This is a genomic window from Escherichia sp. WS338 (genome assembly GCF_046486405.1).
Classification (GTDB): Bacteria; Pseudomonadota; Gammaproteobacteria; order Enterobacterales; family Enterobacteriaceae; genus Escherichia; species Escherichia coli.
Genome location: NZ_JBJQLL010000061.1, coordinates 1 through 13,945 on the forward strand (window position 1 = coordinate 1; position 13,945 = coordinate 13,945).

Below are 13,945 nucleotides of genomic sequence, written 5' to 3' on the forward strand. Positions count from 1 at the left end.
CGAAGTTGGATGCAAATGTCAGATCGTGTGCGCCTGTTAGGGCGCGGCTGGTAAGAGAGCCTTATAGGCGCATTTGAAAAACCTCCGGCTATGCCGGAGGATATTTATTATAAATATATTAACCGTTATAAAATATCATATCAAAAGTTAAGTGGTCACATTTCAAATATCAAGTTGATAGTATTGGCCTGGTGATTATTTATGGGTGGCAATAAAAAGACAGTATTAATCATCCATAGGGATATTCTCTGCACTTTTATTTCCATTATGCTAATGCCTTACTGAATTATGAAGCATTTTTTAAGCATCCAACTTTAGCTAGATTAATGGTTTATTATTTTCTACATCTTCAATATATAAAAGCGTATTATCAATGGCGTAGTAACTGCGTTTGTTATGATTAACATCAGTAACCCACCGGAAAACGCCCGCGTCTGCCAGTGTTGAACAGTACTCCCGAAATGTAGATTTTCCGCAAATATGAAGCAATGCGGCCTCTTTTATTTTAGCAGGGTTCTTGGTCGTACTAACTTTTAACAGGTTCCTGGTTCCTCTTAATAACAAAACCGTGTCATCGTGAGTAATAATTCTGATGTTATCCGTAGCCAGATAATAAATGTAATGTGCAATACGGTGATGTTTTAATTCTGAATAAAACCAGGAGAAGTTTTGCTCTTTTCTCACTTGCTCAAACATCTTTTGAAAAACAACGACCTGATCCATCAGGATAATAACCTCTTGTTAGTTGTGAGACTGCGTAGTGTGCACGATCGGTTTTACCACTTCAATCTGGTCTGTCCTTTGGCTGTGATATGTACAAAGTGTGAAAGGGGGATTACCTGAATTCTCCCGGTGAGCATTTTGCAACGGACCAGCTCCGGTGCAAACGCTGTTGTGGGTTCAGATTATAAGATTCTGTCTAAGGGGCGGGATAAAGGTGAAATTAGGGGGCATGAAAGATGACTTTATAACCTTGCTCACCCCAGTGTTGTAAAAGTTCGTTTTGCCTTCTCGTTGGTGCCATGCCTGTCCAGACAATCAATGTTTGCGTTGGGAACAGTTCCGGGCGCGGCGATTCAATGGGATCAGCAAGAACAGAAATGTGCCATCCTGACAATGATAAACGCCATGCTTCCAGCCACAATCGTGCTCTCTCTTCAACATTCCACGCCATCAGAATGGCTTCTTTACCGGGCTTACGGCGCATTTCGAAAAGCGATGCTGCTGCGTATTCAATTAATGCGCCGTCAAACATACTGCTCATAATGCGGGAGGTGTTGTGATCAAGCACGAGACGCTGGCGAACAGGAAGGTAAACATGATTAATCAATTGATCTACCGGGTACTCTCGACCCAGTGAAATAATTCTCGCGCGTAGTTTGGCAGGATTAGCCATACGAAGAATTGACATCATCTCTTCTTGCAGGCGGCTCCAGTCATCTTCCGTATCCTGGCTGGTGGTTTCCAGTAATGCTTTAACTTTGCCTACAGGAACGCCATTACTTATCCAACGCTTGATCTCTTCGATGCGTTGTATGTCTTCTTCATCAAAGAGTCGGTGTCCGCCTTCACTGCGCTGTGGTTTTAACAAACCGTAGCGGCGTTGCCAGGCCCGGAGAGTGACAGGATTAATCCCGCAACGTTCAGCAACATCACCAATGCTGTAATAAGCCACAATTCCTCCTTGCGGTCACAAATCTCCGTCGCCTGTACACGACCCAATAATACTTTGTACAATATACGCTAAAATTGTACAAAGTATAAATAAGATTTCAGCTAAATTGGATGAAACATTATTTTTAATGTGGATTAAATTTAAACATAACGTATTCATTTTCACGATGATTTCCAGAAATCATGCGAAATAATGTGCTGAAAATTATTTTTTCTCCGGCCACGCAACTGAAGGGATACCATTCAATTTAGCTTTGGCAAACAGATCTCCCTGAAACATCTCAATTCCTGCAGATTCAAGCCACATCCACTCTTCTGGTGTTGTCACACCCATAGCAGAGACTTGAATTTCAAGTGATGTACAGCATTTTATGATCGCCTGAATAATTGCCTGCCGTGGCCCACTTTTATGAACATTGGTAATCAATTCCTGACTGATTTTAATTCTGTCAGGCTGGAAGCGTGACAGGAGTAACAAACCGGCAAAACCTGCGCCAAAATGATCAATTGCTACACTGATACCAGCAGCCTTTAGCGATTTAACCGCTTCGGCAAACTCATCAAACCGAGATATGACTTCACTTTCAGTAAATTCAACGATGATTTGTTCAGGCACCAGACCATTGGCCTTTATTTCATCAAGTAAAAAAGAGACTGCGTCAGGCTCGTTAACCAGGGTCATAGGTAATAGATTGATTGATATCATTTTATCACCGAGCTCAAGTGCGTGTGCCATCGCGAATGCAAGCGCCTTACTTTTAAGATCCGCTGTGTAGATTTCCCCGTCTTTACGCTGCCCAACCGCTATAGCTGACGGGCTGTCTTCATTTTTTTGCACAATGGCTTCAAAAGCGATTATCCGCCGCGATAAGGGATCGACAATAGGATGAAAGGCAAAGTGGTCGTTTATAGTTGGTGAAAGGGTACAGGAATCAAGTTCTTTATCAGATCCGTCAGCGATAAAAAGCCAGGAGTCTTCGGCAGGGATCTCGAAATAGGTTGCTTGTTCGGTTGCAAGGACAAAAGTACGAAAAAATTGTAGCGCTCTGTCATCATAAGTTAGCTGAAATTTTGATGTGCCTTTGTCGAATACGGCCTGTAAAACGTCATCTCGCTCGTGCAGGCGCAAATCAAATAATTCCATTCCCGCTTTGCCAAAACGGCGAGCAGGCGCGTAATCGCACAGCAGCTCAACAATATTATAGTGCCGTGGATCCTGGCATATAGCCCGATATATCATTTTAACCTGTTCTTCCGGACCTTCCAGAAGCTGGAAAAAATGAGATCCATTAAACAGTAAGATCCCTGTTACGTCAGACTGCATGTTCCTGCGATTTGCTATCGAAACCATTTCTTCGATTTTTTTGACAGGTTCGTCGTCACGTATATGGCTACGATAAATAAGGGTGGTAAGCATTAACTGTCCAGGGTAATGGGAGAGGCGAGAGTAAGACGGTAACAGACATATCTTCCGGTGTCTTTCTTTTAATACCAAAACATAACTGTTTCTTTACATTGATAAAAAATGGAAAAAGTTGAAGATGAGTTGGCGAAAATTCTTGTATAGATTGTCATTTAAATGATGCAATATTTTTTATCATAACATGTTGTTTTATATGTATTAGCACTAAATGCAAAAAATTAATTTATCATTTTGTACACATATTTCGTACAAGTTTGCTATTGTTACCTCACTTAACATTGATTAACATTTTTAACAGAGGCGTAGCATGCATCAAAATTCAGTGACTTTAGATTCTGCGGGAGCAATCACTCGTTACTTTGCAAAAGCTAACTTGCCTACTCAGCAGGAAACTCTCGGGGAAATTGTGACTGAGATTTTGAAAGATGGACGTAATCTGAGTCGAAAGTCGCTTTGTGCCAAACTTCTAGGCCGACTGGAACAAGCGACAGGGGAAGAGGAACAGAAACATTATAATGCACTAATTGGGTTGCTTTTTGAATAATGCAACAGCCTGATTATTTAACAGGTTAGCTATGAAGTCGTTATGAAGACATCTGATAATGAAAGTACAAAATATGAAATTACTGGCCAGGCGGTGCTCCAGATACTGCGCATGAAGATAAATTTTTCGTTGCAGACTCTTATTAAGCAATTACTCGTAATGAAATCGGCTGAGGAAAATGCTTTCCGACGAGATTTAATTGACAGCATAATTCGTGATTTTAGCAACAGTGATACAGGAGGGCCAAACAGAAGAACAGCGATAGCTGACAATAAAAGTATGTTCAATGGTAAGAAAATAAACAGAATACATTAAAATTTCATAAGTAAGATGAGAGGTTACCATGCTTGAAGATACTACTATTCATAATGCAATAACTGATAAAGCGTTATCAAGTTACTTTCGTAGTTCAGGTAATTTGTTAGAAGAAGAGTCAGCTGTGTTAGGGCAGGCTGTGACCAATTTAATGCTTTCAGGCGATAATGTTAATAATAAAAATATTATCTTAAGTCTGATACACTCCCTGGAAACAACAAGTGATATTCTCAAAGCTGATGTGATTAGAAAAACACTGGAAATCGTGTTGCGATACACAGCTGATGATATGTAACTTTTAATTATTAAGTATAAGTTTATAGAAAACTCAGTCATCTTATTTTTGTCTGTCGCTTTAGACTATACACAGCATAATTTTATTGGGTCAATATTCCTACGAGGCTGACATGAATAATTCAATCCCCGAGAGATTTATTTTGCAATGTGCTTTGTTTAAAAATCTCGAGAGGGAGGTGCTCATGACGCACGGGTATGTTGATAGTCATATTATTGATCAGGCTTTACGCTTGCGTTTAAAAGATGAAACTAGTGTGATTCTTTCTGATCTCTATCTGCAAATATTGCAGTACATTGAAATGCATAAGACTACACTAACGGATATCATTATTAATGACAGGGAATCCGTGATCTCTTAGAACTTGAGTAAGGTTATAGAATAAACATCAGCTGTATCACCATGCTGGTGCAAAGTGAGCATTTCAGGCGTTATGCTTTCTTAATATATCCGCAATATCAGGGGGCAAACAGGAATGGAGAGCGCTCGTTTTTCATTCTTGACGCCTGATATCCCACCTAATTTGTTTAATTCTGCCTACATTGTGCTCAATAATTAATAGGTTAGATGAAGTTGGAGAAAATTTTATCTTCGGCGTGGATATTTGTGATGCTCTCTACCATGCTCTCTGTAGACGCCAGCGCGAGCGAATGAACGTCATTTTCATGTATTAAACCCTTTGTCCGGGACAAGCGAATGCGCAATACACTCATACCCATCCTCGTTGCGATATGCTTGTTTATAACCGGTGTCGCTATTTTGAACATCCAGCTCTGGTATTCCGCAAAAGCAGAGTACCTGGCGGGAGCGAGATATGCCGCCAACAATATCAATCATATACTTGAAGAAGCGTCACAGGCGACTCAAACAGCGGTTAACATTGCCGGGAAGGAATGCGACCTCGAGGAGCAATATCAGCTTGGCACTGAAGCAGCTCTGAAACCTCACCTGCGCACAATCATCATTCTCAAACAGGGTACGGTCTGGTGTACATCCTTACCGGGGAATCGGGTCCTGCTGTCTCGTATTCCTGTTGTCCCGGACAGTAATTTACTGTTGGCTCCGGCAATCGACACCGTTAATAGATTACCTATCCTGCTCTATCAGAGCCAATTTGCAGATACGCGCATTTTGGTTACGATAAGTGATCAGCATATTCGCGGGGCACTTAATGTACCCTTGAAAGGGGTAAGGTATGTATTACGCGTGGCAGATGACATTATTGGACCTACGGGTGATGTGATGACGCTTAATGGACACTATCCCTATACCGAGAAGGTTCACTCCACAAAATATCATTTCACTATTATCTTTAACCCGCCGCCACTCTTTAGCTTCTACAGACTTATCGATAAAGGCTTTGGGATTTTGATATTTATTCTGTTAATCGCCTGCGCCGCTGCCTTCCTGCTTGATAGGTATTTCAATAAAAGCGCAACGCCTGAAGAGATCCTGCGACGGGCTATAAATAATGGTGAGATCGTCCCTTTTTACCAACCTGTGGTAAATGGTCGGGAAGGGACATTGCGGGGAGTTGAGGTGTTAGCCCGCTGGAAACAACCTCACGGTGGATATATATCACCTGCGGCATTTATTCCACTTGCTGAAAAATCCGGATTAATCGTTCCGCTTACGCGAAGCCTGATGAATCAGGTTGCCAGACAGATGAACGCTATCGCGAGTAAATTGCCGGAAGGTTTTCATATTGGAATTAATTTTAGCGCCTCGCATATTATTTCGCCGACGTTTGTCGACGAGTGCTTAAATTACCGTGACAGTTTTACCCGCCGCGATTTAAACCTCGTTCTGGAAGTTACCGAGCGTGAGCCATTAAATGTTGATGAAAGTCTGGTTCAGCGGTTGAACATTCTGCATGAAAATGGTTTTGTCATCGCGCTGGATGATTTCGGTACTGGCTACTCAGGGCTTTCTTATCTGCATGACCTGCATATTGATTATATCAAAATTGATCACAGTTTCGTTGGCCGCGTCAACGCAGACCCAGAATCAACTCGGATTCTGGATTGTGTATTGGATCTGGCGCGTAAACTTTCGATCAGTATCGTCGCTGAAGGTGTCGAAACGAAAGAACAACTTGACTATCTGAATCAAAATAATATCACATTTCAGCAGGGTTATTATTTCTATAAACCGGTAACATACATCGACCTGGTCAAAATTATCCTTTCTAAACCGAAGGTGAAGGTTGTGGTTGAGTGAAAATTGATCAGTAAGGCCATGGTGCGGTGTAATTATAGACAGCTAATTAGCTCGTTGCCTCTTGTTACTATTGTTCATTATTTTGTTTGCTATAATTGTTTGAAAGTTTTGACAGGATTGCCATTAGTAGCATGAACAATAGTAATAATCTGGATTATTTCACTCTCTATATCATCTTTTCCATTGCATTTATGCTGATCACTCTCCTGGTCATCCTTATTGCAAAACCCAGTACCGGGCTGGGAGAAGTGCTTGTGACGATAAATTTGCTTAATGCCCTTGTTTGGCTGGCGATCAATCTGATTAATCGATTAAGGGAAAGACTCGTAAGGCACAGGGATCAGCACTAATCTTTCAGTTTCTCACTGTCAGTATGCGGCTGAATGGGTTGCTGGCAGTGAACGCCTGGATCATTGAAGAAAGGAATTATTGCGCAAATAGTTGTCAACTCTGTTGTTATCACAGTTGTTTTATATATCATTGAAATAATTTCTATGGCAACTATTAATGGTTTTGATGTCGAAGAGTTATTTGTTAAACAAAATCGTCACCCCAAAGTGATCAATGTCATGAAAATAAGGTGAAAAATGATAATGCCGCCTTATTTATCATTTATATATTGTCGCTGTTTATCTATTTAAATTTTTTGTGCTTTTGTTTTTGTCTTTACCCTCCGTTTTGGTAATCTGAACTCATAGGTTATTTGACCAGGAATGTTTGTTAATCCAATGAATGGATGGTTAATCTATGAAACTGAAAAAACTCCCCGGGTTTAGTTTAGGACTTATTGCTTTGGCGGTGGGTAATGCATATGCAACACAATTGTTGGATGATTATAGTATACTTTCCTATATAACTGATGAAGAATCGCCGATTGAAATCAAAGATAATAATTCGATAAGTAATGGAGAGTATCTAACCACTAAAGACGAAAGCCATGCTGTGAAAGTGGATGACGGTGTAACTGGATATATAAATAATGCCAGTGTGATGACTAGTGGTGATGGATCTTATGGTATTTCTGTTGATAGTCATAACAAAGTATTATATATAAGTGATAGCGATATTAAGACCTCTGGAAGCGTATCTGACAAAGGAAATAACCAAGATGTTAATGGAGGGATAACAGCCAGCGCAGTAGTCAGTGAATTTGGTGGCACCATCGTTATGAATGGTGATAATTCAGTCGAGACGAGGGGGGCATATTCAGCGGGACTTTTAAGTCAGGTTAATGATTCTGGGATTGTGGAAAATAACACCCGTCTTGAAACCACAGATAAAACGAACATTGTTACCTATGGGGAAAATGCAGTAGGTGTTCTTGCATGTTCAAGTCCTGGAGAGTCTCGAACATGTGTCGATGCTGTAGATGATGAAGTTAGTGATTCTAATAGTTACGAAGTTATTAGCCGTGCTGATTTAAAAATGAATGGTGGTTCCATAACAACTAATGGCACTAATAGCTATGGTGCTTATGCTAATGGGGAAAAAGCATATATTAATTTAGATTATGTGGCACTTGAAACCGGGTAGCATGGAAGTTATGCAGTTGCTATTCGACAAGGTAACATTGATATAAAAAATAGTTCTATTACAACAAAAGGCACTAAAGCCCCCATTGCAAAAATATACAATGGTGGAGAGTTATTTTTTTTCCAATGTCACCGCGGTATCAGAACAAGATAAAGGAATATCAATTGATGCATCAAATATCGATTCTCAAGCCAAAATAGCACTATCAAGTGTCGAACTTTCAAGTGCTTTGGATAGTATTGATGTTAACAAAACTACAACGGATGTAAGCATCCTTAATCGAAGTATTATCACGCCTGGTAATAATATTCTGGTTAATAATACTGGAGGTGGCTTAAACATAATTTCGTCCGACTCTACTCTAAATGGAGCGACTAAACTCGTTAGCGGCACAACCACACTGAAGCTTTCAGAAAACACAATCTGGAATATGAAAGATGACTCCGTTGTTACCCATCTGACTAATTCAGACAGTATTATCAATCTTTCGTATGATGATGGTCAAACATTTACCCAAGGAAAAACGTTAACCGTAAAAGGTAATTATGTCGGTAATAATGGTCAGCTTAATATCCGCACCGTATTAGGTGATGATAAATCGGCTACGGACAGACTTATTGTTGAGGGTAATACTTCGGGGTCAACTACCGTCTATGTGAAAAATGCTGGAGGAAGCGGCGCGGCCACGCTAAATGGGATCGAACTCATAACTGTGAATGGCGATGAATCTCCAGCAGATGCCTTCAGACAAGGTGATGCAAGGATTGCAGCTGGAGCTTTCGAATATCAACTAAAACAACAAGGCAAAAACTGGTATTTGACAAGTTATCAGTCATTGAATGAGGAGGATAACAGCTCAGAGGGAGATTCAGAATCAATAGAAAATCCTACCCCCGTCCTGCGCCCCGAAGCTGGAAGTTACGTCGCCAACCTGGCAGCCGCTAACACTCTTTTTGTTATGCGTCTGAACGATCGTGCAGGTGAAACGCGTTACATCGATCCTGTAACTTAACAGGAGCGTTCAAGCCGGCTTTGGCTACGTCAAATTGGCGGGCATAATGCCTGGCGTGACAGCAACGGACAGTTGAGAACGACCTCGCATCGCTACGTCTCGCAGTTAGGGGCGGATCTGTTAACCGGTGGTTTTACCGACAGTGACAGTTGGCGTTTGGGAGTGTTGGCTGGTTATGCCCGCGACTACAACTCAACTCATTCCAGCGTGTCGGATTATCGTTCGAAAGGGAGTGTCAGAGGCTATAGCGCAGGGCTGTATGCCACCTGGTTTGCCGATGACATCAGTAAAAAAGGCGCATACATTGACGCCTGGGCGCAATATAGCTGGTTTAAAAACTCGGTGAAAGGGAATGAATTAGCCTATGAATCCTATAGTGCGAAAGGCGCAACCGTCTCGCTGGAAGCGGGTTACGGCTTTGCCCTGAATAAATCCTTTGGTCTGGAAGCGGCGAAATATACGTGGATCTTCCAGCCACAGGCACAGGCTATCTGGATGGGCGTCGATCATCATGCGCACACCGAAGCCAATGGCTCACGTATTGAGAATGACGCAAATAACAACATCCAGACCCGACTTGGTTTCCGCACCTTTATTCGTACTCAGGAGAAAAGCAGCGGTCTGCATGGTGACGACTTTGAACCTTTTGTTGAAATGAACTGGATCCATAACAGTAAAGATTTTGCTGTCTCAATGAACGGTGTGAAAGTTGAACAAGACGGGGCGCGTAATCAGGGGGAAATTAAACTTGGCGTAAATGGCAATCTGAATCCGGCGGCCAGCGTCTGGGGTAATGTGGGCGTGCAGCTGGGTGATAATGGCTACAATGACACCACAGTGATGGTGGGCCTGAAATATAAGTTCTGATCCCGCCATTAGCTAAAAAACCGCGTCGATTTCATCGACGCGGTAACATATGAAATATTATTTTTTGCCGATAGCACGCATGGTGTCATCAATTGCCGTGATCAACAGCATTTGCGGGTCTTTAGCGCAAACCTGATTCAGTTTTTCTACCACTTTGGCGCTCAGTTCCGGAGATTGCTCAATTTTTAAATCACGGCTGGCAACGCTGGCATTACCCATTACCGCAACAATTTCTGCAACCTGTGCGCTGTCAGTTTTTGCCATTTCGTTGGCTTCTGCGCAAGTAATATAGGTTTCTGACGGCAAACCGTTTTTAATATTGTAGTCCTGCGCCCAGGTCATTGGTGCGAAAAAAAACAGACCCGCCAGTAAAGCAAATTTTTTCATCATCATTCCTTATTTCATTTTACCCAGAATTGCACCACCCGTACCGCCAATCACGGCACCTTTAATCGCCCCTTCGAGGCCATTGCCGGTCAGAACGCCAGTGACAGCACCAACGGCGGCACCCACTTTTGCACCTTTACGCGCATTTTTACCGTCGCGGCCTTTTTCTGTTACTGCACCAACACCAGCGCCAACAGCTGCACCTTTCAGTACGCCATTAACACCATTGCCAGTAAGTAAACCAACGCCTGCGCCTAGCAATGCACCTTTCGTGGTGCGGTTCATATCCGCCATCGCTGGCGTGGAGCAGAACAATGCTGAGATAAGCCCGAAGGCAAGTATTTTTTTCTTCAACTTAGATGTCCGGTATTAAGTAAGTTGCACACACAATAATTTCGTCTTCAATTAAGATCTGCTTAACTAAAGAACGCTCGCTATTATTCAGATAATTCAAAATGAGCGTGACTGTGATGATAGGAATTATGTTTTTTACGGGAATAAGAATAATCTCAAATGATAAATAACTCATTGATTGACAATATTTTTATTCAAGAAGTGTCATTGAGTGTTAATACAATGTTGTAAAGGTAAGATAATCTGATTTATGAATATTATTGTGTGATTTTTATGTGAGCAGAAAATATTCATCAGCAATGATTACATTAGTCATTTTATTTTGTCGACGGCCTCATTGTCGAAAAATAAGCGTACAACAGTATTATCAGAAAAGAGTGATTTTTTATCCAACTACACTTCAGCGCACTGCGTTTAAAAAATGCCTCTTTCTTATGCGGGATATCATTATTTCATCATGATGTCTTTGGTGAGCGGTGAACACAATACACTTGCGCTGCCTATTCAGGAGCAATCCCCTGGTCTGGTGCCTGCGGGATGATGTTGCAGCAGAGCTAAGGTCACTTAGACGCTACTATCATTTGTCCAATGGCATGGGGTCGAAATCAGTCGATACCCGCAGTATATATCGTGAACTTGGTGCAACGCTGAGTTACAACATGCGTCTGGGGAACGGCATGGAAGTTGAGCCGTGGCTGAAGGCGGCTGTGCGCAAAGAATTTGTCGATGATAACCGGGTGAAAGTGAATAATGACGGTAATTTTGTCAATGATTTGTCGGGCAGACGTGGAATATATCAGGCAGGTATTAAAGCCTCATTCAGCAGTTCGTTAAGCGGGCATCTCGGGGTGGGGTATAGCCATGGTGCCGGTGTGGAATCCCCATGGAACGCGGTGGCTGGTGCGAACTGGTCGTTCTGACCATCAACGATTAAACTGCGCTTCGGCGCAGTTTTCGTTTACCGGGTGCTAAAAGGGAAAATTCTGCGGCAAAAAAAGCCCGCCAGTTACGGCGGGAAACCTCATCCTATGGGAGAACAATGAATAATGAAATTGCGGGGTTATCATCTCCCAGTATACCCATACTAACAATAAGGTTATTTACTCAGCCAGGTATAAACAATTTGTTCTGTGTGGGGGGAACGGCATTAAGATGTAAAGGGGGGGAAGCAATGAGTAGCATCAGCAAGAATACTCGCCGCTCTTATCAAACGTGGATGAGGGGGATGAAAAACTCAAGGCAGAGATGACTCTGCCTTGAAGATAAATGCGCTTTTACAGCGGGCTTATTTCAGCTCTTCTGCTTCCGGTAAGGTCACGTTCAGCTCAAGAATAGAAATATCGCCATCTTTTTGCTCAAGCTGTACGGTTACCATCTCAGGATCAATTTGTACGTATTTACAAATGACCTCAAGAATATCTTTACGCAACTGCGGCAGATAATGCGGTTCTGCATCACTGCGACGGCGTTCAGCAACAATAATCTGCAGCCGTTCTTTTGCAATGTTGGCCGTGTTTTTCTTCCGCGATAGAAAGAAATCGAGTAATGCCATAACTTATCCTCCGAACAAGCGTTTGAGGAAGCCTTTCTTCTCTTCTTCAATGAAGCGGAAAGGACGTTCTTCTCCCAACAGACGTTCTACGGTATCTGCGTAGGCTTTACCCGCATCGGCGTTAATGTCGAGAATGACCGGTTCACCCTGGTTAGAGGCGCGCAATACTGATTGATCCTCAGGGATCACGCCGACGAGTTTGATGCGCAGGATCTCCAGCACATCTTCCATGCTCAGCATGTCACCTCTGCTTACGCGGCCTGGGTTATAGCGCGTTAACAGCAGGTGCTCTTTAATAGGCTCTTCGCCATTTTCTGCGCGGCGTGATTTCGACGCCAGAATGCCTAAAATACGGTCAGAGTCGCGTACTGAGGAGACTTCCGGGTTGGTGGTAATAATGGCTTCGTCTGCAAAATAGAGTGCCATTAGCGCACCGGTCTCAATCCCTGCCGGGGAGTCGCAAACAATAAATTCAAAGTCCATCGCTTTCAGATCATCAAGAACTTTGGCGACCCCTTCACGGGTGAGGGCATCTTTATCGCGAGTTTGCGATGCCGGAAGAATATAGAGATTTTCAGTACGCTTATCTTTAATTAACGCCTGATTTAGCGTTGCATCGCCCTGAATGACGTTGACGAAATCGTAAACGACCCGACGTTCACAACCCATAATCAGGTCGAGATTACGCAGGCCGATATCAAAATCTATCACGACAGTTTTCTTTCCCTTCTGGGCCAAACCAGTGGCGATGGCCGCGCTGGAGGTTGTCTTACCAACCCCCCCTTTGCCCGAAGTAACAACAATAATGCGTGCCATAGAAATTCCTTGTTAAAAAGGGATCAATTTAACGGTTGAACGGTCAAAGCGTTTTCGACTAACTGCAGTCGCGCCGCTTTGCCATAAAATTCTGCTGGGATTTGATCACTCAGCCAGTATTCACCTGCGATGGACACCAGTTCCGCCATCAGGTTCGTGCAAAATATTTGCGTTTCCCGGTCACCACTTGCCCCTGCCAGCGCACGACCGCGCATCATGCCATAGACATGAATGTTACCATCGGCAATCAATTCGGCCCCAGCGCTAACGTGGCTTGTAACAATCAGATCACATTGTGGAGCATAAATACGCTGACCGGAACGCACCGGGGTATCTATTAAACGCGTTTTTGTGACCGGCGTTGTATTTTGCGCTGGAGCCTGCGGTGCGGGAGCTGGACGCGGCGCTTTTTCCTTTCCTTCCGTCAGGATAGGCAGCCCCATTTTTTCAATTTCGGCTTTAAGTTGCGCATCTTTGCAGCCACTTACGCCAATAACCCGCAAACCGGTTGCCGAAACCGCCTTATGCATCGCTGACCAGTTTACCGGGTCTTCCAGTGCACTGACGTTGAGTACAACGGGGGCATGTTTTAAAAATGCGGGGGCCTGAGCGATTTTGTCTTCCAGCGCCTGATGGATAACCTTAGGTTCTGCCTCATGCAGATGAACCACAGATAAAGTGAAGCTACTGCCTTTAAGCTCGATTGGCGTGTTTGACATCCTGGCCTTACTCAATTAGCTATTAATCATCGCCAGCGCGCGATGATGTTCCGAAGACTATAAGGCATGTTATAGTCTGGATTATATTGAGGCAAGTCACCCTCCCATTTATTCAGAGTAAAAGTGGCTTTGTTGAATAAATCAGATTTCGGGTAAGTCTCCCCCGTAGCGGGTTGTGTTTTCAGGCAATACGCACGCTTTCAGGCATACCTGCTTTCGTCATTTTGTTCAGCG

18 protein-coding genes and 2 pseudogenes are annotated in these 13,945 nt (G+C 43.0%); 10 read left to right on the top strand and 10 right to left on the bottom strand.

Annotation, left to right across the window (positions count from 1 at the left end):
• Positions 1-155 precede the first annotated feature (155 nt).
• The 4 genes from ACJHWT_RS24245 to bluF form a co-directional block, all read right to left on the bottom strand.
• Complete coding sequence (locus ACJHWT_RS24245) at positions 156-266, bottom strand: hypothetical protein (protein WP_001695662.1); 111 nt, start codon at positions 264-266, stop codon at positions 156-158.
• A 52-nt stretch (positions 267-318) separates the two neighbouring features.
• On the bottom strand, positions 319-723 hold the full coding sequence (locus ACJHWT_RS24250; protein ID WP_000373096.1) for a DUF1398 domain-containing protein: 405 nt from the start codon (positions 721-723) through the stop codon (positions 319-321).
• Positions 724-943: 220 nt separating this feature from the next.
• Positions 944-1,675, bottom strand: coding sequence for a DNA-binding transcriptional repressor BluR (gene bluR, locus ACJHWT_RS24255; protein ID WP_000332300.1), 732 nt, complete (start codon positions 1,673-1,675; stop codon positions 944-946).
• A 204-nt stretch (positions 1,676-1,879) separates the two neighbouring features.
• The gene (bluF, locus tag ACJHWT_RS24260; protein WP_001317774.1) at positions 1,880-3,091 is read right to left on the bottom strand and encodes a blue light-responsive regulator BluF; all 1,212 of its coding nucleotides are present in this window, start codon (positions 3,089-3,091) and stop codon (positions 1,880-1,882) included.
• Positions 3,092-3,404: 313 nt separating this feature from the next.
• Here bluF and ycgZ point away from each other — a divergent pair, with 313 nt between their 5' ends.
• The 7 genes and pseudogenes from ycgZ to ycgH all read left to right on the top strand — a co-directional run bounded on the left by ycgZ (position 3,405) and on the right by ycgH (position 9,883).
• Positions 3,405-3,641, top strand: coding sequence for a regulatory protein YcgZ (gene ycgZ, locus ACJHWT_RS24265; RefSeq protein ID WP_000554149.1), 237 nt, complete (start codon positions 3,405-3,407; stop codon positions 3,639-3,641).
• A 42-nt stretch (positions 3,642-3,683) separates the two neighbouring features.
• On the top strand, positions 3,684-3,956 hold the full coding sequence (locus tag ACJHWT_RS24270; RefSeq protein WP_000858021.1) for a hypothetical protein: 273 nt from the start codon (positions 3,684-3,686) through the stop codon (positions 3,954-3,956).
• A gap of 28 nt (positions 3,957-3,984) precedes the next feature.
• The gene (gene ariR / locus ACJHWT_RS24275) at positions 3,985-4,251 is read left to right on the top strand and encodes a biofilm/acid-resistance regulator AriR (protein WP_000888778.1); all 267 of its coding nucleotides are present in this window, start codon (positions 3,985-3,987) and stop codon (positions 4,249-4,251) included.
• A gap of 112 nt (positions 4,252-4,363) precedes the next feature.
• Entirely contained in the window at positions 4,364-4,612 is a 249-nt protein-coding gene (gene ymgC / locus ACJHWT_RS24280; RefSeq protein ID WP_001065759.1) for a protein YmgC, read from the top strand.
• A 335-nt stretch (positions 4,613-4,947) separates the two neighbouring features.
• Positions 4,948-6,471: a cyclic diguanylate phosphodiesterase gene (locus ACJHWT_RS24285; protein ID WP_001246485.1), complete on the top strand. Its 1,524-nt coding sequence runs from the start codon at positions 4,948-4,950 to the stop codon at positions 6,469-6,471.
• A gap of 131 nt (positions 6,472-6,602) precedes the next feature.
• Complete coding sequence (gene ymgF, locus ACJHWT_RS24290) at positions 6,603-6,821, top strand: cell division-associated protein YmgF (protein WP_001065859.1); 219 nt, start codon at positions 6,603-6,605, stop codon at positions 6,819-6,821.
• A 397-nt stretch (positions 6,822-7,218) separates the two neighbouring features.
• Positions 7,219-9,883 (top strand): annotated as a pseudogene (gene ycgH, locus ACJHWT_RS24295) (autotransporter YcgH).
• A 57-nt stretch (positions 9,884-9,940) separates the two neighbouring features.
• Here ycgH and ACJHWT_RS24300 read toward each other — a convergent pair.
• Genes ACJHWT_RS24300 through ACJHWT_RS24310 form a run of 3 tightly spaced genes read right to left on the bottom strand, consistent with a single transcriptional unit; the run spans position 9,941 to position 10,799 of the window.
• Positions 9,941-10,276 carry a YmgD family protein gene (locus ACJHWT_RS24300; RefSeq protein ID WP_000979972.1) on the bottom strand — a complete coding sequence of 112 codons (336 nt, stop codon included), beginning with the start codon at positions 10,274-10,276 and terminating at the stop codon, positions 9,941-9,943.
• 3 nt (positions 10,277-10,279) lie between these two features.
• Positions 10,280-10,624, bottom strand: coding sequence for a YMGG-like glycine zipper-containing protein (locus ACJHWT_RS24305; protein WP_000726974.1), 345 nt, complete (start codon positions 10,622-10,624; stop codon positions 10,280-10,282).
• 1 nt (position 10,625) lies between these two features.
• The gene (locus tag ACJHWT_RS24310) at positions 10,626-10,799 is read right to left on the bottom strand and encodes a hypothetical protein (protein ID WP_000121077.1); all 174 of its coding nucleotides are present in this window, start codon (positions 10,797-10,799) and stop codon (positions 10,626-10,628) included.
• A 100-nt stretch (positions 10,800-10,899) separates the two neighbouring features.
• Between ACJHWT_RS24310 and ACJHWT_RS24315 the strand changes: the two genes are divergently transcribed.
• From ACJHWT_RS24315 to ACJHWT_RS24325, 3 genes and pseudogenes are all read left to right on the top strand, one after another.
• Complete coding sequence (locus ACJHWT_RS24315) at positions 10,900-11,085, top strand: hypothetical protein (RefSeq protein WP_001330597.1); 186 nt, start codon at positions 10,900-10,902, stop codon at positions 11,083-11,085.
• The gene (locus ACJHWT_RS24320; protein ID WP_001131449.1) at positions 11,046-11,165 is read left to right on the top strand and encodes a hypothetical protein; all 120 of its coding nucleotides are present in this window, start codon (positions 11,046-11,048) and stop codon (positions 11,163-11,165) included. Before ACJHWT_RS24315 ends, ACJHWT_RS24320 begins: the two co-directional genes overlap by 40 nt.
• Positions 11,166-11,199: 34 nt before the next feature.
• Positions 11,200-11,544 (top strand): annotated as a pseudogene (locus ACJHWT_RS24325) (autotransporter outer membrane beta-barrel domain-containing protein); the annotation flags it as partial.
• A gap of 365 nt (positions 11,545-11,909) precedes the next feature.
• Here ACJHWT_RS24325 and minE read toward each other — a convergent pair.
• The 3 genes from minE to minC are packed head-to-tail and all read right to left on the bottom strand — an operon-like array spanning position 11,910 to position 13,711.
• Entirely contained in the window at positions 11,910-12,176 is a 267-nt protein-coding gene (gene minE, locus ACJHWT_RS24330) for a cell division topological specificity factor MinE (RefSeq protein WP_001185665.1), read from the bottom strand.
• A 3-nt stretch (positions 12,177-12,179) separates the two neighbouring features.
• On the bottom strand, positions 12,180-12,992 hold the full coding sequence (gene minD / locus ACJHWT_RS24335) for a septum site-determining protein MinD (RefSeq protein ID WP_000101055.1): 813 nt from the start codon (positions 12,990-12,992) through the stop codon (positions 12,180-12,182).
• Positions 12,993-13,015: 23 nt separating this feature from the next.
• Positions 13,016-13,711, bottom strand: a complete 696-nt coding sequence (minC, locus tag ACJHWT_RS24340; RefSeq protein WP_000072536.1) for a septum site-determining protein MinC — start codon at positions 13,709-13,711, stop codon at positions 13,016-13,018.
• Between the last annotated feature and the right edge of the window lie 234 nt (positions 13,712-13,945).

Excerpts from the sequence above, each read along its gene's own strand:
- ACJHWT_RS24320 (WP_001131449.1), top strand. The coding sequence starts at position 11,046 with ATGCCTCTTTCTTATGCGGGATATCATTATTTCATCATGATGTCTTTG.
- ACJHWT_RS24300 (WP_000979972.1), bottom strand. The coding sequence starts at position 10,276 with ATGATGATGAAAAAATTTGCTTTACTGGCGGGTCTGTTTTTTTTCGCA.
- ycgZ (WP_000554149.1), top strand. The coding sequence starts at position 3,405 with ATGCATCAAAATTCAGTGACTTTAGATTCTGCGGGAGCAATCACTCGT.
- ariR (WP_000888778.1), top strand. The coding sequence starts at position 3,985 with ATGCTTGAAGATACTACTATTCATAATGCAATAACTGATAAAGCGTTA.
- minD (WP_000101055.1), bottom strand. The coding sequence starts at position 12,992 with ATGGCACGCATTATTGTTGTTACTTCGGGCAAAGGGGGGGTTGGTAAG.
- bluF (WP_001317774.1), bottom strand. The coding sequence starts at position 3,091 with ATGCTTACCACCCTTATTTATCGTAGCCATATACGTGACGACGAACCT.
- minE (WP_001185665.1), bottom strand. The coding sequence starts at position 12,176 with ATGGCATTACTCGATTTCTTTCTATCGCGGAAGAAAAACACGGCCAAC.
- ACJHWT_RS24270 (WP_000858021.1), top strand. The coding sequence starts at position 3,684 with ATGAAGACATCTGATAATGAAAGTACAAAATATGAAATTACTGGCCAG.
- ACJHWT_RS24250 (WP_000373096.1), bottom strand. The coding sequence starts at position 723 with ATGGATCAGGTCGTTGTTTTTCAAAAGATGTTTGAGCAAGTGAGAAAA.
- ACJHWT_RS24310 (WP_000121077.1), bottom strand. The coding sequence starts at position 10,799 with ATGAGTTATTTATCATTTGAGATTATTCTTATTCCCGTAAAAAACATA.
- ymgC (WP_001065759.1), top strand. The coding sequence starts at position 4,364 with ATGAATAATTCAATCCCCGAGAGATTTATTTTGCAATGTGCTTTGTTT.
- ACJHWT_RS24245 (WP_001695662.1), bottom strand. The coding sequence starts at position 266 with ATGGAAATAAAAGTGCAGAGAATATCCCTATGGATGATTAATACTGTC.
- ymgF (WP_001065859.1), top strand. The coding sequence starts at position 6,603 with ATGAACAATAGTAATAATCTGGATTATTTCACTCTCTATATCATCTTT.
- minC (WP_000072536.1), bottom strand. The coding sequence starts at position 13,711 with ATGTCAAACACGCCAATCGAGCTTAAAGGCAGTAGCTTCACTTTATCT.
- ACJHWT_RS24285 (WP_001246485.1), top strand. The coding sequence starts at position 4,948 with ATGCGCAATACACTCATACCCATCCTCGTTGCGATATGCTTGTTTATA.